Origin of the sequence: Paraburkholderia sp. MM5482-R2 (assembly GCF_050436125.1) — a bacterium.
In the GTDB taxonomy this organism is placed as follows: Bacteria; Pseudomonadota; Gammaproteobacteria; order Burkholderiales; family Burkholderiaceae; genus Paraburkholderia; species Paraburkholderia tuberum.
The window spans coordinates 981,749-1,006,066 of record NZ_JBNDLP010000004.1; the positions used below are offsets into that span (position 1 = coordinate 981,749).

Here is a 24,318-nt window from a genome sequence, read left to right on the forward strand (position 1 = left end):
TTTCGTGCCAGGAACGCCAATGAAAAAAATCGCCGCCAGGCTTTGCAACTCCGTTCAGCACCGCGCATCCTGGAGTTCAGGACAGCCAGACCGGTTTGTTTGGCGCGCCGCACTAAAGCCCATCGGTAGCCTTTCGGCTGCATTGGTACTGCTTGCCGTGCATCAGGGAAGCGCCATGGCGGCATCAGCAGCGGCTGGCGTAATCAACGCCATCGGTGTCGAAAACGAGTACGCCGACGTCATCGCCCAGATCGGCGGCAAGTACGTTCAGGTGAGCGCGATCGAAACGGATCCCAATACGGATCCACACACGTTCGAGGTCAACCCGAAGGTGGCAGCGCAGCTTGCTTCCGCCGATCTGATCGTCAAGAACGGCGTGGGATACGACGCCTGGGCCGACAAGATCATCGCAGCCGCGCCCAACAACAAACGCAAGGTCATTGACGCCCAACACCTGCTCGGCCTGCCCGACAGCACGCCGAACCCGCATCTCTGGTACGACCCGAAAACCATGCCGGCGGTTGCGAAGGCAGTGGCAGCGGACCTTTCCGCATTGAACCCTGCGCAGGCAGCCTACTTTCAAGCCAACGTGAAGAAGTTCGACGCATCACTCAAGCCCTGGCTGGCTGCAATTGCATCGTTCAAGGCGCACTACGCGAAAACGCCTGTCGCGGTGACGGAGCCGGTCGCCAACTACATGCTCGAAGCGGTCGGCACCGATATCGCCACACCCTTCAGCCTGCAGGCGGCGATCATGAACGGCACCGATCCCTCTCCGCAGGACGTGACGAAACAGAACAGCCTGTTCACGGACCACAAGGTCAAGGTGTTCGTCTACAACCAGCAGGTCACGGATGCGCTCACACAGTCGTTCCTCAATCTGGCCAGGAAAAATGGTATTCCGGTGGTCGGCGTCTACGAGACCATGCCAACCCCCGGCTTTACTTACCAGTCGTGGATGCTGGCGGAAGTCAATGCGCTGGAAAAGGCAGTGACTTCCAACGTGTCCACCGAAACCTTGCAGGCTGTGCAGTGAGCGGCATGTGCCCTGGCAACGAGGTCCTTGCGGTCGACCGGGTGAGCGTTTCTTTCCCGGGGCACAGCGTGCTACATGAGGTGAGTTTCAGTCTGGAAGCGGGAGAGTTCTGCGGCCTTATCGGTTCGAACGGTTCGGGCAAGACCACGCTGCTGCGTACGATCCTCGGCTTCCAGGTAGCGAGTGCAGGTAGCATCAGGATCAATGGTGCGCGCAGCCTGACCTCGGTGGGTTACGTCCCGCAGAAGATCGCGCTCGACCCCTACCTCCCGATGCGTGCGCGGGATCTGGTGTCGCTCGGCCTCGAGGGCCACAGGCTCGGCTTGCCGTTACCGTCGAAAAAACGCCGCGAGGCGGTCGACGGGATGCTCAAGGCCGTGGATGCAGAGCCTTTCGCGGACCAGCGGATCGGGGAGCTATCCGGAGGCCAGCAGCAGCGGGTACTGATCGCACACGCTCTGGTTCGCCGTCCCCGGCTGCTGTTGCTGGACGAACCTCTGGCCAACCTCGACATGCGCAGCGTCGCCGAAATTGTCGCGCTGTTGCGCCGCCTGAGCGTCGAGCACGGGCTTGCGGTCCTGCTTTCGGCGCATGACATGAATCCCTTGCTGCCGGTGATGGACCGGATCGTCTACCTCGCCAATGGCCACGCAGCGAGCGGGGCGACGGACGAAGTGGTGCGTACCCAGGTCCTGAGCAGGCTGTACGGCTATCACATCGATGTCGTCCGCGTGCACGGCCGCGTGCTGGTGATTGCCGCCGGCAGCGAGGCCGAAATGCTTGCCGCCGTTCGGCGAGACCCCGCCCACATTGCGCAGGTTCCCTGATTCAGGATGGATTCCCTGCTCACCCTGATCTTTGAACCGGGCTTCTTCAGCAGCGAACCGGTGCATACCGCGATGTTAGTCGGCGGCGGCGCTGCAGTCGTGTCCGGCGTAATTGGCGTATTCACCGTGATGAGGGGCCAGTCCTTCGCCGGCCACGCGCTGGCCGATGTGAGCAGCGCGGGCGGTGCTGCGTCGTTCCTGCTCGGCATCAACCCGTTGCTGGGATTTCTCATCATGGCGGTCACGGCAGCGGGCGGCATGGAACTGGTGCGGGTGCGCCGCGCCCGTGAGCGCGATCTTGTGACCGGCGTCGTGCTGGGCGCGGGGCTTGGCCTTGCCGCGCTGTTTCTTTACCTCGACGTGACATCAAAAAGCACGACTGGAGCGGCGATCACCGTCATGTTCGGATCCATGTTCGCCATTCCGGCATCGATCATTCCGCTCGCACTGACGGTGGGGATGGGGGCGTTGATTGCCGCGGGCGTGCTTTATCGTCCCTTGCTGCTCAGCTCCGTTGACCCAGAGCTGGCTGCGGTCATGGGCGTGCGGGTACGGACGGTCGGACTCCTGCACCTGCTGGTACTGGCGCTGGCCGTTTCCCTATCAGCCATTACCGTCGGCGCCATCCTGTCGACCGCACTCCTGATAGGTCCGGCGGCGATCGCCTTGAGGGTGGCAAAGCGGCCAGGCTGGGCCACGGGTCTGTCCGCGTTAATCGGCCTGGGCACGACCTGGGGTGGCATCCTGCTCGCGTACGACAGCTACTACTGGACACCCGGGCACGGCTGGCCAGTGAGCTTCTTCGTGGTGACGCTTATCTTCGCCCTGTATGTCATCACAGGTCGCGCCGGACCTGCACGGAAGCCCCCAACCGGCGCGCGGATCGCCCTGAACGCCCGTGAACCGGGTGAGGCCTGACCATGTTCTCCAGCTTCATGACCAACACGTGGATCGTGGCGAGCATCGTGGCAGCGGTCGCCGGATTCATCGGTTTCTTCGTGGTGATTCGAGGCGCCTCGTTCGCCGCGCACGCCTTGCCGCTCGGCACCTTTCCGGGTGCTGCAGCGGCAAGCCTGCTCGGTATCAATCCGCTCTTCGGCCTGATCGTCTTCGCTGGTCTCGGCGTGATCGGAATCAGTTGGCTGAGCCGGCGCGGAAGACACGAAGTAGCAACCGCCCTGTGCCTCGTCACGCTGCTAGGCTTCGGGGCGCTGTTCCTGAGCATGACGAGCGAGTATTCACAAGCGGTCTATGCCCTTCTCTTCGGCGAAGTACTGGGCGTGAGCAACACCGATCTCGCGCCGGTTGCCGCGATCAGCGGGTTCTCGATTGCGGTTGGGGTTGTGCTCTTCCGGCCACTCCTGCTCAGTTCGGTATCGCCCGATCTGGCGAAGGCGAGAGGCGTATCGAGCCGCGCGATGGAACTTGCGTTCATGAGCATCCTGGCGCTTGCGACGGCAATGGCGCTCCCGGTAGTGGGCGCGCTGCTAGTGTTCAGCCTGATGATTGGACCCGCGGCTGCGGCCCGCTCGCTGACTGACCGGCCGATTCTTGCGATATGCGTGTCGGTTGGAATTTCGCTCGTCACGGTGTGGACATCGATCGCCCTCTCCTATGTCTCCAACTGGCCAGTCGGTTTCTTCGTTGGCATGCTTGGGGCCGCCTGTTACGGAGTGGGGCAGGTGTGGACCCGGGCACGAGCCTTCGCGCGCCACCACGACGAACGGCCGGCCTCGGAGGCACCAGTCGGCTCACTGACGGGACCGCCAACCGGCGTGAAGCCGAGCGCATGAGACTTGGCCTCAATCGCGGCAAGCGACGTGCGGTCCTCGTCGAATGTGAGGGTCAGGCTTTCCTGGCCGTAGCTAACGTTGATGTCGGACACGACTGGCAGCCGCTTCATCGCGTTCTCGATCTTCAACGCACAAGACGCGCAGTCCGTGCCCCCGATGCGCAGTTTCAGCGGCAGAGAAGAGTTCACCGTTTCGACCTCGACGCGTCTCATCACGGTGACTACGATAGACGCTGTAGCTACTACAAAGGTCAAGTTGCTTCGAGCAAACCGGTCGGCGAGCGCAAGCTGAATGGCCATCACACTACCTGGCGACGGCGTCCAGATAATGTCGGGCCGCACGCATGACGTGCCGCTCGGCGAGCAGCGCGGCAAGCGCCGCATCTCCAGACGGTTCAGTCGCGGTAAGGCGATTTTGGTGGACGATTGCGATGTGAGAAGGATTGCTCACATCGCCAGCGAGTAGAATTGCCGGGCGGCCGATGGCTTGAGTTTGCCGGAGTCTCTCATCTGCCCCTTGGCGATCATATGCATGAGTTCAATGCCACTCAACAAGATGCGGGCAGAACTGAAATCCTTGAATCCCAACATGGGTCCGGGTACGTCGCTTGATCGCCCGATGGTCTTGTTCCACGATATTCTTGAGATACTTGGCCTGGCGGATCTTGATGGGCGTCTCACGCTCGGCGTTCACGGCGTGCAGCCCGGCCAGATTGGCACCGCTTTTGTCGATGGTTACGGTTTCGGGCGCGCCATTCTGATCGATGGCCTTCTCGAAGTACCGTCGGGCCGCTCCCTTGTCCCGCTTGGCTCGCAGCAGGAAATCAACCGTGTTGCCGGCCTTGTCGACGGCGCGGTAGAGATACTTCCATGTGCCCCGGACCTTCACATAGGTTTCGTCCATCCGCCAGCTCTTGCCGACCGGGCGCTTGCAGCGGCGGAATGCCTTTTCAAGCACTGGCAGAAGCTTGATGGCCCACCGATGCACGGTCGAATGATCGACCGCGATCCCGCGTTCGGCCATCATCTCCTCGAGATTGCGCAAGCTCAGCGGGTAGGCCACGTACCAACGCACGCACACCAACATTATCTCGAGCGGCATCCTGTTAGGTCCCGCAGCGTACCAGCCTCCGCTATTGCAACAGAACCGGTGCGGCGGGGTCGCGGGTCTGATGTCCGTCTGCTGAGTGACCTGGACGGAGCGGCGTGCAATGGGTCGCAGCAATAGCGCTGGCATAATTTCGCGCTATTATTTCTGGATTGGGGGCCAGTAGAGGACAAACATGCATGCGTCTTCAGACAGTACCGATCGCCCATGGAGCGTGTCGCTGATTCAGACCAAGATGCTCCCGCCCCGTCTTCCGTCTGGCTGCGTGCAACGATCCGTGTTGCTTAAGTGGTTGCGTAAGCAGCCGGTTCGCAGCATCACCGTCGTGACCGCCCCGGCGGGGTTCGGCAAGACGACATTGCTTGCTGGTTGGTGTGAAGCGCTGTCGCAGCGAAAGCATGTTGTTGCGTGGCTCAGCCTCGACGCAGAAGACGATGATCCGCAGCAGTTCTGCGCTTACCTGGTGGCCGCATTCGCCAGGGCCTCGGCGGAAATTGCCTCGCAAGCGCAACAGATCCTTAATAACGATCCGCTGACTCCTATCAGAACGGTCATTTCACTACTCCTGAACGGGATCGCTGCATCCGGCAGGCGCGTTTTCCTCGTGCTGGATGACGCCGACCGTCTGACTGCGAAACCAGTTCTTGCGATTACTTCCCGTCTGCTTCGCTATGCCCCCGAGAACATGCATATCCTGCTCGGGGTGCGAGGTGAACCGGCCTTGATAGTTGGTCAGTTTCGAGCTCCAGAGGAACTAGTTCGTATTGATGTCGACGATCTCCGTTTTTCGATCGCCGATGCGCAGGCATTTTTTGACCGGACAGGCACCGTGCCGCTTGACCGGACCAGTGTTGAGTTGCTGAACGAGGCAACGGAGGGGTGGGTCGCTGGCTTGCAACTTGCTGCTCTTGCGCTACGCGATGTGGGCGATGCGGCCAAGGTCGCCGGTGCGCTGGTCGGAGTCAGCTCCGGAATCGATTCGTACCTGAACGATACCGTGCTCGCACATCTGCCGCTCCATATGCTGAAGTTTCTGCTGTATACGTCGATTCTTGAACGACTCGCCCCTGAGTTGTGCGATGCCATCATGGGCAAGGGAAGTGGAAGCGGGGGCGAGCTCGACTGGCTCGAGCGGCACAGCGTGTTCATCCGGCCGCTGGATGAAACACGGCACTGGTACCGCTATCATGCGCTCCTGTCCGACGCACTTCGTCGGCGCCTTCTTCGCCAGATGCCGCAACACGTCCCGTTGCTGCACCGTCGTGCGTCCCAATGGTTTGCAGGAGCACGTCTTTGGCCCGAGGCAGTCAGACATGCCTTGGCTGCAGGCGAACTCGAGCAGGCGGCACAGTGGGTTGAAAACTGTGCGACGGAGATGCTCGAGCGCGGTGAGTTGAACACGTTGCTAGGATGGATCGGAAAACTGCCACCGGATGTCATCCAGAAACGGCTTCGTTTGCGCCTGACGAAAGCATGGGCGCTCGTGTTCTCGATTCAGCCGGACGCCGCCTCGAGGGAGGTTGCTGCTGTTAACAACGAATTCTTTCGCGGGCGTCGCAAGGATACCAGCATGGTAGAGGAAGCGGCATTGGCGGAGATCAACGCGGTCAGCGCACTGATCGCCACCATGGTGGAGGAAAGCGAGCGGGCGCTCGAACTAGGGCGTGCTGCTCAAGCCTCAATGGCGCCTACAGCGCCGTGGGTGCAGCGCTGTGCGCAATTCGCGCAGCTCTTCGGCTTGATGCACAGGGGTAGGTTCGACCAGATACGTGAAATACGCGACGCCGTCGGCGAGCGAGTTGAACAGGGTCAGGAGCCCGACTACTCGGATATGTTTCGACGCTCGTCGTTCGGTGTTGCTGCATTTATGCATGGCGAGCTGTCTGAATCAAGGCGAATTTTTGAGGCGATGTTCCACCGCATCGAAAAAGCATGGGGCCACTCGTCATCCTGCGCAACCTGGGCGGCCAGTTGCCTTGCTGCGATCTACTATGAGTGCAACGAACTGCCTGAAGCGCGGAGGATGATCGCGGGCCGCACGACCGCTGCACTGGAAACCTCGCCGCTAACTGGTTTGATGCGCCATATACTGTCTGCAGCACGCTTGCTGTGGCGCGACGGGGAGATGGGTTCGGCGCTGGCTATTCTCGAAGACGGTCGACAGGCCGCCGTAACCCGACACTGGCTACGTCTGAAGTTGGCGCTGGATGCCGAAACGGTAAGATTGCTCCTTGTAGAAGGCAACGTTGCTCAAGCGAGACAGATCGCCGACGAACTGAGCAAGAGCGTGCCAATGATGTGCGAAGGGCGGACTGGGTGCGCGGTAGACACCTGGACGAGCTATTGTCTCCTGCAGGCTCGCGTACTGATCGCCGGGGATCGTGCAGATGAAGCCGTCACGCTTCTCACACCTTTGCTCGATACTCTGGCTGCTACGGGCAGGCGCTATTCGGAGGCTGTGGTTTCCTTGCTGTTCTCATGCGCGCTCGCGCAATGTGGAGCGTCCGAAAAGGCGCTTGGTGCGCTCGAACGAGCGCTACGGCTCGGAAGGCAGAGCGGCATGATTAACAGCTTCGTTGATGAGGGGCCACCCGTGCGCGCGTTGCTACAGCAATTTCGCTTGGCTTCAGCGAATGTTTCCACGGCAGAAACGGCGTATGTCGACAGGCTGCTTACAGCTTTTGATGCCTTCGGCAACTCACCGGCTGCGTCGCCCGCGCATGTTGAGGCCGTGCCGCTGTCACCGGATGCTCTTAGTGCGAGGGAGTTTGAGGTAGTCGAGTGCGTTGCCCGCGGTCTTTCGAACAAGGAAATCGGCCGGTCGTTGAAACTGGCACCCGAGACGGTCAAGTGGCATTTGAAAAATATCTTCGAAAAGCTCGACGTAAATTCGCGAATTGACGCCGTACAGAGAGTTTTTGGACTTGGGGTAGGAGAGCGCCGCGCGGCCATGTAGTGACGAGCCATATGCAATAGCCCTCACCAGATTCGGCGCGGACATCCCCAGATCGCCTGGACTTTTTTCTCAGAATCACAAGCGCAGCCGCTTCGGCCAGCGCCTTCTTGCGCTGCAATTCCTTCTCAAGCTGCTGGATGCGCTTCTTGTCATCGACGCGGAATCGACAATCCCGGACAAGTAGCGTCCAGGGGGCTGCGTGTTACTTCTTGAATGTGCCGAGCAGTTCGGTGTGCGCCACGACATGGCCTTGCATCGCCTTTTCCAACGCCGCCTTTGTGGGCTTGTGAAGATCGGGCAGCACGGTGTCGAGCGCGTAGAGCTTATGGAAATACCGATGACGGCCAGTGGGCGGGCATGGGCCGCCATACGTGGTGCGATGGAAGTCGTTGGTGCCTGCAAGTGTGCCTGCCGGAAGCGCGCCCGCAGTCACGCCCTCCTGAACACCGGGAGCCGTCGTCGGGATGTTGTAAAGCACCCAGTGGACCCATGTCATCCGTGGCGCGGCCGGGTCGGGCGCGTCGGGGTCGTCGACGATCAGCACGAGGCTTTTCGCGTTGGCGGGTACCCCGGACCACGAGAGCGGCGGGGAGACGTCCGCGCCCGTGCAGGTGTAGCGCCGAGGAATCTCGCTTCCTTCGTGGAAAGCTTGTGAGGTGAGGGTGAAGGCCATGGTGCGCTCCTCGGCGTCAGCCCGCGCCGCCAGCTAGTGCTTGCGATGCATCCAGCTCATATGATGTGTATCGAGCCACTGACTCAGGCTCTCTCCCGGGTGATCGTGCCTGTAGCGCCTGGACAAGGCCGATGCAACGACAACGAGAACCACAAGGCCAACCCAAAAACTGATCATTGATTGAGCCATGGCAGCCTCCTTGGGGAATGCGACTATCCCTAAATTGTAGTCATTGGCGGCCGAACTGGCTCAACTCGAGAAGGCGGCTTACAGCCCGAACGGCTACGTCGACGATCCTCCCAATCTCCAGCGTGCCGAAACCCCGTATTTGCGTGATCGCCACCGCATCTGTTGCAGTGCGGCACTCCCCAATCGACCCAATATGCGGGACGACCCTGGATTGCCCCGCCGCTGCGCTGCCCCTACCATCAACTCCCCGCGCCATTGCAGCGAGCGCGCAATCGGCAGGCGACGTCAAAAGCGAGTGTCTCAGCCAACACAATCCGTACAGCACCTACTCAAGCTATCAGGAGGCAAGCATGCTCAGCGCCCATGAATTTGCGACATTAATGCTGGTCAGGGACTCGGCTGACCACATTGCCGAGCGGGAAGAACTCGATACGCTGCTTGAACGTCAGCTCGTCACCATGGAGAGGCTTGCCGGCGGGGCAGTGCGACCTCGCGTGACGCAGGACGGCGATTCGCTCCTTCGTAACCTCGCGCGCATACACTGAGAAGTCGAAACCTGCCGCGTGTCGGCTGGGACTCGAGCGAGCAGCTAGCCTCAACCGGCGAACCGCGAAGTACCGACGAGCCCTCGGATCTTCGACTTCCTCGTAGTCGCCGGGGTGGAATGCCAAATTCTGCATGGAAAGTACGATTACCCCTTCAAGGGCGTCTCGAAGACATGAAGGCTGAAGGCTGTGTCCGGAGACCGCGCCAGATAGTTGCGCCAAAGCCCCGGAAAGGCACTCTCTAGCTGACGAAGGGCAGCTTCTCGTCGCGCGCAGTCGCGAGCATCGACAGCGTGATCTTTCGCACCTCGAGCTTGCTTTGCGTAATGTGAGCGCGCAGCAGGATGGCAGCCTCGCCAAACTTGCCGCGATCGATGAGATGGAGCATCGCCGAATGCTCGTCGTACGTCGCGCTCGTGCGATGCGCCTTGAGAAAATCGAGCCGACGCACGATGCGGATGCGCTCGGTCACTTCGTTGTGCACGCGCAGCATCTCATTGTTGCCGGCAGCACTCACGAGGCCGCGGTGAAAGCCCTCATCGAGCACGAACATCGTGGCCGGACGGCTTTCGCGTTCCCGTTCGTCAACGCACCATACGGCTCGCAACGCATCCATCGCATCGTGTGGCGCTCCCGAGAGCCGCTCGAGCGCCGCCAGTTCGAGAACGATGCGCAGGTCATACAACTGGTCGAGTTGATTGAAGTCGATATCGCAGACTTTCCAGCCGCGCCGGAACCCCACCTCAAGATAGCCTTCGCGCGCGAGACGGAACAGCGCATCGCGCATCGGCGTGCGCGACACGCCGTAGTGTTGGGCAATGTCGTTTTCGGAAAAGCGGTCGCCGGGAAACAGTCGAAAACTGAAGATGTCCTGCTTGATGAGCTGATACACCTGCTCGGCAAGGGGGTTTGCGCTGTAGGTCACCTTCGTGCCAGATGCTGCGGGGGCTTCGGCGGCGGCTTCGGTCAAGTCGTCCATGAGTCAGGTATCGATAACGTCGAGAGTGGTGCGGCGCGTCGGTGCAATGGTGGGCGACGGGGGCCAGCTCCCTATTATCCGCCCTTAAACGGGCTCGATGAGGCTCACGTGCGCCGCCACGATCGTCCAGCCGCCGAACATATCGTTCGCCTCATGCAGCCGCGCCCAGGTCTGCATCTGGCGGCCCGTCAAAGGCGTGGTGTCGCTCGTGAACTCAGTGCTCACCGTCGCGTAGTCGCCGCCAAACGCCGTCACCACGGTGCGGTGCAACCGCCGCGAGCGGGGCACCGGCACGCAGGTTTCCCGCCAGCGGAGGATCGCGTCGCCACCATGCTGGATGTCGGCGATGCCATAGCGCACCGTTTCGGGTGCGTCCCAGAACAGGGCGTTCATCGTCTCGACGTCGTTGTCGACGAGCGCTCGCTCGTAAGCCTCGAAAGCTGCCGCGACCTGCGCGACGATCTCGGGCCGGTTCACTTCCATCGTCATCCGTCTGCCCCCAGCAGGGCGTCGAGTGGAGCGGTCCAGCCGACGATGCCGCCCTGCGAATGAATCATTGCAATCGTCGCTTCGCGAAACGCCGGTATGTAGCTTGCCGTCGCGTCCTCGACCAGCAGACACTCGTAGCCCCGATCGTTGGCCTCGCGCATCGAAGTCTGCACGCAGACCTCGGTCGTCACGCCCGCGAACACGAGATGCGTGATGCCTCGTATCGACAGTTCCTCGCCGAGCTGCGTTGCGTAGAAAGCGCCTTTGCCGGGCTTGTCGATGACGAGTTCTCCATCGATCGGCGCGAGCGTGTCGATGATCGCGTTGCCGGGCTCGCCGCGCACGAGGATGCGGCCCATCGGTCCTGCGTCGCCAATGCGCGCATCTGGCATGCCGCGCATGCGTTTGGCCGGGGGGCAGTCGGAGAGGTCGGATGTATGCGATTCGCGGGTGTGCACGACCTGCCATCCCGCCGAGCGCGCATGCGCGAGCAGCCGCGCGACGGTCGGCACGATGCCTGAAAGCAGCGATACGTCGTTGCCGAGCGCCTCGCCAAAGCCACCCGGCTCGATGAAGTCGCGCTGCATGTCGATCACGATGAGCGCCGTATGACGCGCGTCGAACGTGAACGGCGCGGGCTTTGCGCTGGCGATGGTTGTCATCGCGACATTTCTCCGTTTGCGTTGTGTATCGTTCGTGCGCCGCTCAGGGCGCTTGCGTGCAGCTCGGCCGGCTCAGCCGTCTGCGGCCTGCCTTCGTCGCCATGGCCCGCCATGTAACGCCCAAGCACCACTCGATCCGCCTCGTTTGCTGCAGTCTCGTAGACGAGACGTCCCTCGGCCATCACCACGATCCGGTCGGCAAGCTCCAGCAGTTCGTCGAGATCTTCGCTGACGAGCAGCACGGCCGCACCGGCATCGCGCGCCGCGAGAATGCGGGCGTGGATGTCCGCGACGGAGGCAAAGTCGAGTCCGAACACAGGATTCGCGACGATCAGCACGTTCACTGCGTGCCCAAGCTCGCGAGCCAGCACGGCGCGCTGTACGTTGCCGCCCGACAGCGAGCCGATGGCGCGCTCGGGCAGCGCAGGCCGCACGTCGAATTCGGCGATCAGCCGCTCGGCGCGCGAGCGCATGGCGCGACGATCGAGCCACCATCCGCCGCGCCGCAGCGGCGCGCGGTCGAAATCCCGCAGCGCCATATTCTCGGCCACGCTCATGCCTGCCACGCAAGCATTGCGCAGCGGCTCCTCGGGAAGGGCGAACACGCGCATGCGTGTCATCTCTTCGCGCGTCGCGGCATAGGGCGAACCTTCCACGGCCATCGCGCCCGACTGGGCCTTGCGCTGCCCGACGAGCGCTTCGATCAGTTCCTTCTGACCGTTGCCGGAGACGCCCGCAAGCCCGAGGATCTCGCCCGCGCGCACGCTCAGCGACGCCTCGCGCACGGCAGCGTGCCCACGCTCGTCGACGACCGAAAGGCTCGATAGCGAGAGCCGCACCGGAGCGTCGGGCGAGTTCGGCCGGCGCGCAAGCCTGAACTCATCGGTGTCTTCAGCGGCGCCCTCACGCGTTTGCGCGCTTGCGTCGCTGCCCATCATCCAGGCGGCCAGCCGGTCGCGGTCGGTGTCGGCCACCGCGCAGGTGCCGACGAAGCGGCCCTTGCGCAATACCGTGACGTTGTCCGAATAGGCCATTACCTCGCGGAACTTGTGAGTGATCATCAGCACCGTGAGGTCACCGCGCGAGGCAAGCGTGCGCATGAGGCCGAGCACTTCGTCGGCTTCCTGCGGGGTGAGCACGGAGGTGGGCTCGTCGAGAATCAGGAAGCGCTGCTCCAGATACAACTGCTTGAGAATTTCCAGCTTCTGCTTTTCTCCCGCCGCGAGTGACGAGACCGGCGCATCGAGTTCGAGGCGAAACGGCATGCGGCGCATGAAGGCGTCGAGCGCGTTGCGCTCGGCCGCCCAGTCGATCTTCCATGACAGATTGCCGCGCGCAAGGAGCAGGTTCTCCTCGACGCTGAGCCCCGCCGCGAGTGTGAAATGCTGATAGACCATGCCGATGCCGAGCGCTTGCGCATCGCGCGGGGATGCGATGCGCACCTCGCTTCCATCGGCCACAATCGTGCCGTGATCGAGCGGGCCGTAGCCCACGAGCCCCTTCACGAGCGTGCTCTTGCCTGCTCCATTTTCGCCGAGCAGCGCGTGAACCGTCCCGGGCGCAACCCTGATCGAAACGTCATCGAGTGCGCGGAACGTCCCGAACGACTTGCTCGCGCCGATCACCTCGACGCCGAGCGCGCGTGTCGCGGTGATCATGGTCACTGCTCCAGGGCAGCGACGAGCGCCGCCGAACTGGACACCGTGCCGAACACGCCGCCCTGCATCAGGACCATGTTCAGCGCAGCGTCATGGTTGCCCTTATCGGTCGCGCCGCAGCAGTCCGCGAGCAACGTGCATTCGAAGCCGCGGTCGTTTGCTTCGCGCATCGTCGTGTGGACGCACACATCCGTCGTGATGCCCGTGAGCACGAGATTCGCAATGCCGCGCGTGCGTAGGATCAGTTCGAGGTCCGTCGCGCAGAATGAGCCTTTGCCAGGCTTGTCGATGATGATTTCGCCCGGCAGCGGGGCGAGTTCGTCGATGATTTCCCAGCCCGGCTCGCCGCGCACGAGTATCCGACCGCATGGCCCCATGTCACCGATGCCGAGACCGTTCGTGCCCGCCTGGCGGCTGCGCCAGCGCTTGTTCGCCGGCAGATCGGACAGATCCGGCCGATGCCCTTCACGGGTGTGGATGATCGTGAAGCCGAGTTCGCGCATCGGCCCCAAAACGCGCTTGATCGGCTCGATCGGGGCGCGCGTGAGCGAGAGGTCGTAGCCCATTTTGTCGACGTAGCCGCCGTAACCGCAGAAGTCGGTCTGCATGTCGATGATGACGAGCGCCGTGTTGTCGGGGCGCAGATTCCCGTCGTAGGGCCAGGAATAGGGACGGGCTTCGATGGTACGGGTCATGTTGATTCTCCGGTCGCGCGCTACGCGAGCGCGGGCGATTCTGGATTCGGTCGGTCGGTCGGTCGGTCGGAAGCTGTCCGCGCTCAGCGCGTCAGGCTCAGCTCGCCGGGTGCGCCCGCCAGCGTGCGGTCCGGCCTGCAGTTGATGATCATGAGCGCGAGCGTCAGCACGTAAGGGGCGGCGTTGAAGAGGTAATAGCCGCTGGTCACGCCGATTGCCTGCAGGGCGGGGCCAAGCGCTCCGGCAGCGCCAAACAGCAGCGCGGCCCAAAGACAGCGCAGCGGCTGCCAGCGTGCGAAGATCACGAGGGCGACGGCCATCAGGCCTTGCCCGCTCGACAGTCCCTCGTTCCAGCTGCCGGGATAGACGAGCGAGAGATAGGCACCGCCCACGCCCGCGAAGAAACCACCCACCGCCGTCGCGATGACGCGTATCCGCGTAACGGGATAGCCCATTGCACGCGCGCTCTCGGCGTTCTCGCCGACGAGCCGCAGCGTCATGCCCCAGCGCATCGAGCGCAGTCCCCACTGCAAAGCGACGGCAAGCACGACGCCAATCACGAAGAGCAGATTGATATGCAACGCGTTGTGCACTTGCTGCGAGGCGGCCCACGCGCCGAGATCGATCGACGGGAGCATCGCAGCCTGCGGCTCGATGAACGGCTTGCCGAGATAGAACGCCAGGCCGGTGCCGAACAGCATGAGCGCGATGCCGAACGCGATATCGGAAACACGCGGCAGCGAGCAGACCAGCCCATGCAGGCAGCCGAGCACCAGACCGGCCGCCGCCGCCGCGAGCACGCCGATCCACGGCGAACCCGAGAGATACGAGCCCGCATAGCCGCACATCGCGCCGGAGACCAGGATGCCTTCGAGACCGAGATTCACGCGGCCGCCTTTCTCGGTGAGGCACTCGCCGAGGCTCACGAACAGATAGGGCGTACTCACGCGAATGGCCCCCGCAAAGAGCGAGATCAGCAGTACCGCAGCGGGCGAATGAAGGTCAGACATGGCGGGTACGCTCCAGTGAAGCAGACGAGGTGTCGAGCGCGGCGGCCTGAAGTTTCACGCGCCAGGCGGCAAGACGGGGAGCAAGTGCCTCCCAGGCCAACAGGTTCGCGAAAAGCAGCCCTTGCAGCACGAGCGTGGCGGCGTCGGGCAGTTCGAGGTGACGTTGCAGCAGACTGCCGCTCGCCTCGATGCCGCCGACCATCAGGGCGCACACGATCACGGCGAACGGATTCTGGCGTGCCGCGAACGCGACAAGGATGCCCGCATAGCCGTAGCCCGAGAGCAGCGACGCATTCGCGCTGCCTTGCACGGCCGCAACTTCGAACATTCCGGCAAGTCCCGCTGATGCGCCGCCTAGCGCGCAGGCGGTGAGCGCGAGCCCGCCCACGGGCAGCCCGACGAGGCGCGCCGTGTGCACGTTGCCACCCGTTACGCGCATGGCGAAGCCGAGCGTGCTTTGGCGCACGAGCACCCAGGCAGCGAGACACGCGAGCACGCCCCAGAAGAGGCCCCAGTGCACGTCGAGTCCCGGCAGCGAGCCGATGGTCATGGCGTCGGGGAGGGGCAGCGTCGACGGTTTGTTGAGACTGGCGGGATCGCGCAGCGGCCCTTCGACGAGAAACTTGAAAACGGCGATGGCGATATACGACATCAGCAGGCTGCTGATGGTCTCGTTGACACCACGCCACTGACGCATCGCGCCCACTGCGCTGATCCACAGGCCCCCCGCGAGCATGCCTGCAATCGCCATCAGCGGCGTCGCGACGATCCACGGCGTAGCCTGCGGCAGGCACTGCGGCACGACGGCGGCCGCGAGCCCGCCCAGCGCGAGCGCGCCCTCGCCGCCAATCACGATCAGGCCGACCTGGGCAGGCAGCGCGACGCACAGAGCCGTAAGCATGAGCGGTGCGGCGCGCAGCAAGGTGTTCTGCCATGCGAACGACGAGCCGAACGCACCTTCGCCAATGAGACCAAGGGCCTGGATGGCCGGCTGTCCCTGCACGAGCAGGAAGATGCCGAAGATCGCCAGAGTTGCCACGATTGCACATACTGTCGGCAACGCAGGCAACAGGGCAAGCAGCAGGCGCGCGAGACTTGCAGGCAGCCTTCGCGACGGCCCTTGAGCGGGAGAAAGGGATGCGGCCATCACGACTCCTGGCGAGGACGCTTACGGCCGTCAGATCTGGCCAACCACACCGGCAACCAGATAATTCATGCTTTCGAGCGCGATATCGGTCTGTGCGTAGCTCGTGCCGGCCGCAATGGCGCTGCCGCCCTTGTTGTCCTTCATCGGTCCCTTGAAGATGACGTAGTCGCCCGCGACCATCTTCGCCTTCACGGTGTCGGCTTGCGTGCGGGCATCGGGTGTCACCTTCGCGCCATACGGAGACATCTTCACGAAGCCTTCGCGCAGACCGCCGCGAAGAATGTTCGGCTGCGGCTTGCCCGTCTGCGCGTTTGTGACGAGCAGCTTGTAGGGCGTCGCCCAGTCCCATTCGGCGCCCGTCAGATAGCCCTTCGGCGCCAGCACCGCCTGGCTTGCGTGGTAACCGCAGCTCATCGCGCCGCGTTTCTCGGCTGTCTCGATCACGACCTTGGGTCCGTCCACGTGACACGTGAGCACGTCGCAGCCCTGATCGACGAGGCTGTTGGCGGCCTCCGCCTCCTTCACCGGCATCGACCAGTCGCCCGTGAAAATCACGTGCGTGGCGATCGACGGATCCACCGACTGCGCGCCCAGCGTGAATGAGTTGATGTTGCGCAGCACCTGCGGAATAGGCTTGGCCGCGACGAAGCCGAGCTTCTTCGTCTTGCTCGCATGGCCCGCCACGACGCCGTTCAGATACTGGCATTCGTCGATATAGCCGAAGTAGCTGGAGATGTTGGCCGGATTGCCGCTCTTCCAGAGACCGCCGCAGTGGGCGAAGCGAACCTTCGGATATTTGGCTGCCATTTTCAGCACATGGGGATCGAAGTAGCCGAACGAGGTCGCGAAAATGAGCGTCGCACCGTCCTGCTCGATCATCGCCTCCATGGTCTTTTGGGCGGCGACGGTCTCGGGCACGTTTTCTTCCTCGACGACCTTCACGTTCGGCAGCTTCTTGATGACAGCCGCAGCTTGCGCTTGTGCCTGGTTGTAGCCGTAATCGCCGCGCGAACCGACGTAGATGACGCCGACCGTAAGCGGCTCGGCACCGAAAGCGAGGTCGAATGGGAGCGTGCTGCCAAGGGCGAGGGCGCCAGCGCCCTTGAGAAAATCGCGACGGTTTGTCATGGTTGGACTCCTCGTGAGTTCAATGCATATATTCAGAATTGCCGATCGGATTGGGCTTGCGTTCCGGCCGCCGTTGCGAGCCATGCACGCCAGCCGCCGAATGCAGTGATGTCGTGTGCGCCGCTGCCTGGTGCGACCGCCGAGGGCTCGCTGATAAAGCCCTTGACGATGAGTCCATCGGCTGTCTGCACGCTGCCGATGCCGAGCGGCGCCGGCACGTGGGCAACGAATGCGCCGAAGCTGCGCAGCGGCACTTCCCAGAGCTCGATTTCGATGGGCTGGCCGGCCTCGTGCGGCGTACGCACCAGAGCGGGCTTGGCCGGCTTCGTACCGGCGAGCGCGTAAAGGCGGTAGTGCGAAGACGTGGTGGTGGTCTCGACGAAACGCGCACCAGCCTCGAGCAGTTGCCAGCAGAGGGGCTGCCCGCGCAGATGAGCGCCGACCACGGCGAGTGTCACCGTCGGCTCTTCGAAGGGCAGCGGTCGCGCGGCAATCCTGGCAGCGTCGTCGGGTGTAGCGTGCGCCATGAAGAGCGCCTGGACGCGTGCGCCGAGCACTGCCAGGCGCTGGTCCGCGCCCGCTGGGGCGATCAGCGTCACGCCGGCTGGCAGGCCGTCCGCGCGGCGAACGCCCGGCACCGCCAGAGCGCACAGATCGAGCAGATTCACGAAGTTGGTATAGACGCCAAGCTGGCTGTTCGCCCCGATCGGGTCCGCACGTACATCGTCGAAGGTCGGATGCGTGGGCGTGGTCGGCACGATGAGGACGTCGATCGCCTCGAACAGCGTTGCCACTTCGCGGCGCAGTGCGGCGAGTGCATACTGTCCGTCGAACGCATCGACAGCGCTGTAGCCGTCCGCTTTGGCAATCACCTCGGCGACAACCGGATCGATGTCGGCGCGATTCGTCTCGAAGAAGGAACCGAGCGCGGCACGGCGCTCCGCTACCCACGGGCCGTCGTAAAGCAGCGCGGCAGTTCGCTGCAAGGGTTCGAACGGCACGCTTGTTGGCGAAAGCGCAAGGCGCGAAGCGATCGTGTCGAGCGTGGCGGCAAAGGCCTGATGCGCCTGAGCGTCATCCTGGAAGGTCAACTGATCCGGCACGGCGAGGCGCAGTGGTGCATGGGGCAGTCCGAGTGCCGGCACTCGGCGCGCATAGCTGTCGTCTCCATCGTACTTCGCCATCTGCAGCAGAACCTCCCAGGCGTCGCCCACGTCATGCGCGAAGATCGACACGCAGTCCAGGCTCCGGCATGCCGGTACCACGCCGCGCTTGCTTACGATGCCAGGCGTTGGCTTGAGACCCACGAGGTCGTTGAAGCCTGCCGGAACACGCCCCGAGCCAGCGGTATCCGTGCCGAGTGAGAACGCAACCAGCCCAGCCGCAACAACGACTGCCGAGCCGGAGCTTGATCCGCCGGAGATGTGCGCATCGGATTCGAACTGTCGCACGCCGCCATAGGGCGAGCGTGTGCCGACCAGGCCTGTGGCGAACTGGTCGAGATTCGTCTTGCCGATGAGGATGGCGCCGGCGTCGAGCAGACGATCGACGGCGAATGCCGAGGCTGCGGGCGTGTAGGCGAAGGCGTCGCAGGCTGCGGTGGTTGGCATGCCGGCGACGTCGATGTTGTCCTTCACCGCGAACGGTACGCCGAACAGCGGCATCCGCTCAAAGATCGCGGCGCCCAGGCGCGCGCGCGCTTCTTCGAGCGCGGCAGCCCGGCTGCCGAGATCGGCGGCACTCACGCGCGATATCCAGACTTCGGGGCGACAGGAGGCTTCGATCCGGGCGAACACCGTGTCGACGATGTCGCGAGGCGTCGTGCTTTTGGTGGCGTAGGATTCGAGCAGCGCTCGAACCTTGAAGAAGGCGTCGGGAAGCATGAGTTCAATCTTGAATACAAGTTTGAGCTCATGCTTGCAGCAACTGTGCCAGGCAGGGGAGGTTGGCAGGAAGTCCTTGCCCGGCAACGATTTTTACATTGGCGTAGACGCTGGTACTTGTCTACCCGTGATCCAGTGTGGGTCGCGATTGGTTTGGGTTGGTGCACGTGTCCCGCTCATCGTGCACCAACCAGAGGGAAGGGCGCGAGCGGTGGTTCGCTCGGCTATCGCCCCCTCGTTGGCACCCACCGGATCCTGACGCTCGCAGGACTGAGCGAGCGGTAGTTAAGGCACTCCTGGCCGAAGCGAGGAAGCCTGCGAAGACCATTACCACCGGCTCGGAGAGGAACTGGACGAGCATGACGGCCCGCCGCCCCGCGAAGTTCACAAGTGGGTGTGTTTGGGCGGGCGATACGAAATCCATCTCGAAATAAGACCCGCATATGCCCAGCCCGTGCCACCATCTTCGTGCTCCGGGTTTGGAACACAAGGCAAGACCGCTGATCAACGGGCGTGACCAGCCGGTCACTTTCCCAAGCTGCACGATCGGGGCACAAAAAAGAAAACGCCCGTGTTATTCACACGGGCGTTTCCGTGGCCCCGCTACCGCGCCCCAATGAACGATTTCTCGTCCGCTTCTGCATCAGGGGCCGGCTTCCGCGCGGCTCTCTTCAAGTATAGGGCGCTTGGCGGGATATCCAAGTCGGCGAGACCAGCTTTTTGCACGGAACGCGAGCGGATGATTCAGACGTTTGAGTACTCGCGCCGCCTCTGGACTCAACGCCGTCATTGAGCTTTCAGCCGTTCATGCCGTTCGGTACATGAAAGCGACAACCTTACTGCAAAGCCGGCTGGCCTGATAGCGATAAGCAATTCTTCGAAAAATGCACGTCTGCTTCCGCAAGCGCACACGACGACATCATCTTTTGCCAGCCGCATCGAGATACGGCCCTGTTGACCCGCGTACTTTTAGCACCGCAGGCACCGCATATCCTTGTCGCGTTGCCCGGCCGTCCAGCGCGTCGAGCAGATGCCTCGCGGCGACCGTGCCGATCTCGCGCGTGTCCACGTACATCGTCGTGAGGGGCGGGCGCGCTTCGCGTGCGATCGCGAGATCGTCGAAGCCGGTGACCGAAAGTCGCTCGGGAATGGCGATGCCCAACTCTTCCGCCTCCCGCAAAATGCCGAGCGCAATATGATCGTTGCCGCAGATGATCGCTGTCGGACGCGACCCCGGCTGTTGCCAGAGCGAGCGCAACGCGCGCCGGCCAAAATCGAGCGTGGATTCACCTTCGACGAGGTGCTCCGGCCGCACCGCGAGGCCATGACGCTCCAGCGCGATGCGGATGCCTGCGAGCCGCGCCTGCACACGGTCGTTGTCGCGCGTCGGTTGGATGCAGACCGCAAACGACCGATGACCGAGCGCGACGAGATGCTCGGTGATCGCTTCATACGCAGCGCGGTTGTCAACGCCGATGCAATCGTGCGGACTGCCTTTGCGCCACGCGTAAAGCACGACGTAGGGCACGCGCCAGACTCGCAGCGCATCAAAGAGCTCCGGCGGATGCGCTTCGCCCACCACCGCGATCGCCTCCACGCCGCGCGCGAGCATCGCTTGAACCTGGGAGAGAGCCTCTTTAGGATCGTAGTTCGAGCACCCGAGAAAAAGCGTGATGCCGCGCGCGGCGAACGCAGCCTGCATGCCGCTCACCTGCGAGGCAAACACCTGATCATCGAGCGTCGGAATGACGATGCCCGCAATGTGGCTGCGTGTGGATGCGAGCGCACGTCCGGCTGCATTCGGAAACCAGTTCAGCTCCAGCGCAGCGCGCTCGACGCGCTCGCGCACGCTGTCCGACACTTTGCTGGGCTCGTTGTAGACGCGCGATACCGTCGCCGTGGACACGCCCGCGAGCTTCGCCACGTCGGACAGCACCGTGCGCCCCGTGCTGCGGCGGGAGCGCGCCCCGGCCGCCCGCCCGGCAGGTGACGGTTTTTCTTCGAGAGCAGAGTCAGAGGCGGAAGAGCGAGGCATCGACGTTCAGGTTTCGTACAGGGAGCCCGTCATCTTACTCGCGGCGCGACACAACGGCGCATCCGTCAGGCCCCCGCTGCGATGCGCGAGCGGAAATGCTCGGTACCTTCGACGATCTTGTCGAGCACCGCGTCGAGCGCCCAGAAGCGTTCGCGCACGTCGTAGTCGATCGCGCGGCAGCGAATGGACTGGAACGTGCCGATGCGCTGGTGGTACATCTTCGCGAGCGCCGGATAGCCGAGTGCCTCGGATACCGCCGCGACCACGAGAAAGATCGAGAGCTCGCGGGCGAGCGCTGGGTTCTCGTCGGCGCGATTGCGCAGCCAGTTGTACAGGTCCGGATGGAAGTTCGTGAACACGCCGTTGAATCCCGCGGATCCGGCTTTCATCGCATCCCAGGCAATCGCGGCATTCGCGTTAAGGATCTTCATGGGCGAACCCTTCGCCAGGGCAACGCGGCGCTTCACCGTGTCGAGATCGCAACTCACGTCCTTCAACATCACGAAGCGGCCGGTGTCGATGCACATCTCGAGCTCGTCGTCGGATAGCAGGCGCCGGTAGGGAGCGGGGCATTCGTATAGCCCGAGCGGTATGTCGGAAGGCAAGCGGCTCATCAGACGGCGCAAGTTCGTTGAGAACGCTTGCGTGCCGTAGCGGGCTGGATCGAGCCGGTTCGTCACCAGCACGATCCCGTCCGCGCCGGTCGCCGCGGCGGCGTTCAGCTCTTCGGCCTGCGCGTCGGGATCATCGCTGACATGGCCCGAGACCACCACCGGCACGCGGCCGCCCACGCGCTCGACCACGAAGCGGCCAAGTGCCGCGCGCTCCACGAGGCTGAGAAATTGCATCTCGCTCGACTGCGCCACGGCGAACAGCGCGTCCGAGCCGTGCGCGAGATACCACTCGATCAGCCGTTCGAGCCCGGCATAGTCGATGGCGCCGTCGTCGTCGAAAGGCGTCAGCATCACGGGCACGATGCCTTCGATCGTTTGCGACGAGCGCGTCGAAGAAGTGGGGAGGGTCATGTCGGTGTTGTCCTTAGCAGGGTTGAACGGGCAGTTCATCAAGCGGGTGCCCGTGCCGGGCTGCCCGGTTCCGGTTCGCTTTCGATCGGTTTGCGCACCAGAAACAGATAGCTCATGGCGCCGACGAAGGCGATCGCGGCAGCCGTCAGCAGAGCCGGCACGAAGGACCACGCCTGCGCGATGTAGCCCGTGAGAATGGGCGCGAGCGCGCCGCCCAGAAAGCCGCCGAAGTTCTGGATCGCGCCAAGCGAGCCGACGCGGTTGGCGGGCGCAGCGGCCGTCGCGAGCGCCCATGAGCAGGCGGACGCCGCGTTGGCGAGAAAAATCACCACGGAGATGCAGACGATCGCGATCGTATTGCTTTCGACGAGCGCGGCGGGCACGGTAAACGCGACCATCCCGAGCATCGCGACGACGACCGCGTTACGTCTGCTCGCCACCGGCGAGGCGCTCTTCTTCGTGATGAGGTCGGAGAACCATCCCGCGCAGAGCGCGCCGAGGAAGCCGCAGAAGAACGGCACCGAGGCCGCGATGCCCGTGTGGATCAGCGTCATGTGGCGCTGCATCGTCAGATAGCCGGGCAGCCAGGTCAGATAGACCCAGTTCAGATACACCGAGCCGAAGAAGCCGATCAGCATGCCCCACGTCGTCAGGTTCGAGAAGAGGGCGCGCCAGTCCGCGAAGCTCAGGCTTTCGGCGGGCTTCGTCTCCGCGACGTCGCCCTTCAGATAGCGCCTTTCTTCCGGCGTCAGCGTCGCCGGGTTCGGGTCGCGATAGACCGCGAGCCAGATCACCGCCACCACGAGGCCGAGCGCGCCCGTAATAATGAAGGCCCAACGCCAGTGAAATTCGACGACCAGGACCGACAGGCACAGCGGTGCAAGCGCGGTTCCGAGCGGCGACGCTGAATTGAAGATGCCGGTCGGCTTGCCTCGCGCGCGCAGCGGAAACCAGTTGCTCACGACGCGCGCCGCGGACGGAAACTGCGGCGACTCGCCGATCCCGAGCACGATGCGCGCGATGACGAACCAGCCGAAGGTGGACACGATGCCGCCCGCCGCCTGCGCGAGCGACCACAGGATCAGGCCGCAACCCAGCAGCCTGCGCGGGCCGATGCGGTCGACGAGGCCGCCGACCGGCAATTGAAACAGTGCATAGCTCCAGGAGAACGCCGATAGCAGCAGCCCCATTTCGCCGAGCGACAGACCGAGATCCTTGCGGATCAGTGGATTGGCGACCGCGAGCGTCCCCCGGTCGAGATAGTTCACGATGCCGCTCACCATCAGCAGCGCAAGCGCCACGATCTGGGCGCGGCGCACGCGGGATGGTGCCTGTTCGGGCGCAGGGGTTGGGTTCATGCTGTCGTCTCCGTGTCGTCTTATGAATGGACTGCGACGTCGCGCAGCCGGGTCTATGAAACCGCCGCCGCGAACGTGGGTTGCGCCCGCACTTCGAACTGTGTCGGGATGGATGCCTGCGCGCCTCGACGCGTAACGCTGAGCGCCGCGGCTCGCTGAGCGAAGTCGATCGCGCCGCGGATGCTCGCGCCGCGCACGCGCTCGGCTGCGAAGCCGCCCACGAAGGTGTCGCCGGCTGCCGTGGTGTCGATCGCATCGACGCGCAGCGCGGGCAGATGGCCTTCCTCTCCGGTCGTCGCATACCAGACACCCTGCGCGCCAAGCGTGACGATCACCGTCTCCACGCCTTTCGCGCGCAGACGCGTCGCCGCCTCGCGCGCAGAAGCGGGACTATCGACGGGAACGTGCGCCAGCAACGCCGCTTCCGATTCATTGAGGATGAGAAAGCTGGTCTGTTCGTAAAGTGCATCTGGAAGGGCCTGCGCCGGGGCGGGATTCAGCAGCACTGGGGTGCCGAACTTTGCCGCGAGCGCAATCGCGTGCCGCACGGTATCGAGCGGCACTTCGAGCTGGCAAATGAGCATGCCGGCGTCAGCGATGCCGGCAGCCGCGGCGTCCAGGTGATCGGGCATGAGTGCGGCGTTGGCGCCGGGCGAAACGACGATCGTATTTGCACCGTCCGCGGCCACGGTGATGACGGCGATGCCGCTCGACGTGCCATCGACCGTGTGCACGTGCGCGGTGTCGATGTGTTCGTGCTGAAGGCCGTCGCGAAGCTGCGCGCCAAATTCGTCGCGGCCGACACAGCCGAGCATTGCCACTGATGCGCCGAGACGCGCCGCCGCCACCGCCTGATTGGCGCCCTTGCCGCCGGCGAATGTAGCGAACGCGCCACCGAGCAAGGTTTCGCCGCGCGCCGGAAGTCGCTCTGCGTGGACAACGAGATCCATGTTCGCACTGCCGACCACGACGATCCGGTCCCAGGAATGCCGGTCCGCAGATTGAATGGTAGCGCTTACATTTTCGAGAATTTTTGACGATGACATGTCTGAATGAAGTGGGTATTGCTACTTGTTGGAAGTGTTAGCGCTTACATTAACGCGGAAAACAGCAACCGGGGCAA

At 63.4% G+C, this 24,318-nt stretch carries 22 protein-coding genes and 1 pseudogene; 7 read left to right on the forward strand and 16 right to left on the reverse strand.

What is annotated here, in order from left to right:
• Window positions 1-19 precede the first annotated feature (19 nt).
• The 4 genes from OKW37_RS40570 to OKW37_RS40585 are packed head-to-tail and all read left to right on the forward strand — an operon-like array spanning window position 20 to window position 3,656.
• A complete protein-coding gene (locus tag OKW37_RS40570; protein WP_429402445.1) occupies window positions 20-1,036 on the forward strand; it encodes a metal ABC transporter solute-binding protein, Zn/Mn family in 1,017 nt (338 codons plus the stop codon).
• A 5-nt stretch (window positions 1,037-1,041) separates the two neighbouring features.
• Complete coding sequence (locus OKW37_RS40575; protein ID WP_429402542.1) at window positions 1,042-1,863, forward strand: metal ABC transporter ATP-binding protein; 822 nt, start codon at window positions 1,042-1,044, stop codon at window positions 1,861-1,863.
• Between the two features lie 6 nt (window positions 1,864-1,869).
• Window positions 1,870-2,781, forward strand: a complete 912-nt coding sequence (locus tag OKW37_RS40580; protein WP_429402444.1) for a metal ABC transporter permease — start codon at window positions 1,870-1,872, stop codon at window positions 2,779-2,781.
• Window positions 2,782-2,798: 17 nt separating this feature from the next.
• Window positions 2,799-3,656, forward strand: a complete 858-nt coding sequence (locus OKW37_RS40585) for a metal ABC transporter permease (protein WP_429510130.1) — start codon at window positions 2,799-2,801, stop codon at window positions 3,654-3,656.
• Window positions 3,657-3,700: 44 nt separating this feature from the next.
• Here the strand turns inward: OKW37_RS40585 and OKW37_RS40590 are convergent.
• A pseudogene (locus OKW37_RS40590) lies at window positions 3,701-3,955 on the reverse strand (cation transporter); the annotation flags it as partial.
• Between OKW37_RS40590 and OKW37_RS40595 the strand changes: the two are divergent.
• A complete protein-coding gene (locus OKW37_RS40595; protein WP_184058680.1) occupies window positions 3,948-4,121 on the forward strand; it encodes a hypothetical protein in 174 nt (57 codons plus the stop codon). The pseudogene OKW37_RS40590 and the gene OKW37_RS40595 overlap by 8 nt on opposite strands.
• Here OKW37_RS40595 and OKW37_RS40600 read toward each other — a convergent pair.
• Window positions 4,103-4,757 (reverse strand): IS6 family transposase gene (locus OKW37_RS40600; protein ID WP_429402442.1). Its coding sequence is split into 2 segments (ribosomal slippage): window positions 4,103-4,249 and window positions 4,251-4,757, totalling 654 coding nucleotides; the frame shifts between segments, so codons are not numbered across the junction. The two genes, OKW37_RS40595 and OKW37_RS40600, sit on opposite strands and share 19 nt — an antisense overlap.
• Before the next feature lie 220 nt (window positions 4,758-4,977).
• Here OKW37_RS40600 and OKW37_RS40605 point away from each other — a divergent pair.
• Entirely contained in the window at window positions 4,978-7,719 is a 2,742-nt protein-coding gene (locus OKW37_RS40605) for a LuxR C-terminal-related transcriptional regulator (protein WP_429402441.1), read from the forward strand.
• 202 nt (window positions 7,720-7,921) lie between these two features.
• Here the strand turns inward: OKW37_RS40605 and OKW37_RS40610 are convergent, their stop codons facing one another.
• Window positions 7,922-8,392 (reverse strand): YbhB/YbcL family Raf kinase inhibitor-like protein, encoded by a 471-nt coding sequence (locus OKW37_RS40610; RefSeq protein WP_184058686.1) that lies wholly within the window; start codon window positions 8,390-8,392, stop codon window positions 7,922-7,924.
• Window positions 8,393-8,931: 539 nt separating this feature from the next.
• Between OKW37_RS40610 and OKW37_RS40615 the strand changes: the two genes are divergently transcribed.
• Window positions 8,932-9,126: a hypothetical protein gene (locus OKW37_RS40615; RefSeq protein ID WP_184054110.1), complete on the forward strand. Its 195-nt coding sequence runs from the start codon at window positions 8,932-8,934 to the stop codon at window positions 9,124-9,126.
• A gap of 241 nt (window positions 9,127-9,367) precedes the next feature.
• Here the strand turns inward: OKW37_RS40615 and OKW37_RS40620 are convergent, their stop codons facing one another.
• The 13 genes from OKW37_RS40620 to rbsK all read right to left on the reverse strand — a co-directional run bounded on the left by OKW37_RS40620 (window position 9,368) and on the right by rbsK (window position 24,163).
• A complete protein-coding gene (locus tag OKW37_RS40620; RefSeq protein WP_244144753.1) occupies window positions 9,368-10,105 on the reverse strand; it encodes a GntR family transcriptional regulator in 738 nt (245 codons plus the stop codon).
• A gap of 84 nt (window positions 10,106-10,189) precedes the next feature.
• Complete coding sequence (gene hpxZ, locus OKW37_RS40625) at window positions 10,190-10,588, reverse strand: oxalurate catabolism protein HpxZ (RefSeq protein ID WP_429402541.1); 399 nt, start codon at window positions 10,586-10,588, stop codon at window positions 10,190-10,192.
• Window positions 10,589-10,590: 2 nt separating this feature from the next.
• Complete coding sequence (locus OKW37_RS40630) at window positions 10,591-11,256, reverse strand: cysteine hydrolase family protein (RefSeq protein ID WP_429402440.1); 666 nt, start codon at window positions 11,254-11,256, stop codon at window positions 10,591-10,593.
• Window positions 11,253-12,914, reverse strand: coding sequence for an ABC transporter ATP-binding protein (locus OKW37_RS40635; protein WP_429402439.1), 1,662 nt, complete (start codon window positions 12,912-12,914; stop codon window positions 11,253-11,255). The genes OKW37_RS40630 and OKW37_RS40635 overlap by 4 nt, the downstream gene beginning before the upstream one ends.
• Window positions 12,915-12,916: 2 nt before the next feature.
• Window positions 12,917-13,609, reverse strand: coding sequence for a biuret amidohydrolase (gene biuH, locus OKW37_RS40640; protein ID WP_090811211.1), 693 nt, complete (start codon window positions 13,607-13,609; stop codon window positions 12,917-12,919).
• 83 nt (window positions 13,610-13,692) lie between these two features.
• Entirely contained in the window at window positions 13,693-14,619 is a 927-nt protein-coding gene (locus OKW37_RS40645; protein ID WP_184054130.1) for an ABC transporter permease, read from the reverse strand.
• Window positions 14,612-15,766 carry an ABC transporter permease gene (locus OKW37_RS40650; protein ID WP_429402438.1) on the reverse strand — a complete coding sequence of 385 codons (1,155 nt, stop codon included), beginning with the start codon at window positions 15,764-15,766 and terminating at the stop codon, window positions 14,612-14,614. Before OKW37_RS40650 ends, OKW37_RS40645 begins: the two co-directional genes overlap by 8 nt.
• Window positions 15,767-15,796: 30 nt before the next feature.
• Window positions 15,797-16,894 carry a BMP family ABC transporter substrate-binding protein gene (locus tag OKW37_RS40655; protein ID WP_429402437.1) on the reverse strand — a complete coding sequence of 366 codons (1,098 nt, stop codon included), beginning with the start codon at window positions 16,892-16,894 and terminating at the stop codon, window positions 15,797-15,799.
• Between the two features lie 32 nt (window positions 16,895-16,926).
• Complete coding sequence (atzF, locus tag OKW37_RS40660) at window positions 16,927-18,777, reverse strand: allophanate hydrolase (protein ID WP_429402436.1); 1,851 nt, start codon at window positions 18,775-18,777, stop codon at window positions 16,927-16,929.
• Between the two features lie 919 nt (window positions 18,778-19,696).
• Window positions 19,697-20,812, reverse strand: coding sequence for a LacI family DNA-binding transcriptional regulator (locus OKW37_RS40665; protein WP_429402435.1), 1,116 nt, complete (start codon window positions 20,810-20,812; stop codon window positions 19,697-19,699).
• Between the two features lie 65 nt (window positions 20,813-20,877).
• The gene (locus OKW37_RS40670; RefSeq protein WP_429402434.1) at window positions 20,878-21,837 is read right to left on the reverse strand and encodes a dihydrodipicolinate synthase family protein; all 960 of its coding nucleotides are present in this window, start codon (window positions 21,835-21,837) and stop codon (window positions 20,878-20,880) included.
• Between the two features lie 38 nt (window positions 21,838-21,875).
• Window positions 21,876-23,195, reverse strand: a complete 1,320-nt coding sequence (locus OKW37_RS40675; RefSeq protein WP_184054140.1) for an MFS transporter — start codon at window positions 23,193-23,195, stop codon at window positions 21,876-21,878.
• A 53-nt stretch (window positions 23,196-23,248) separates the two neighbouring features.
• The gene (rbsK, locus tag OKW37_RS40680) at window positions 23,249-24,163 is read right to left on the reverse strand and encodes a ribokinase (protein ID WP_429402433.1); all 915 of its coding nucleotides are present in this window, start codon (window positions 24,161-24,163) and stop codon (window positions 23,249-23,251) included.
• Window positions 24,164-24,318: the final 155 nt, after the last annotated feature.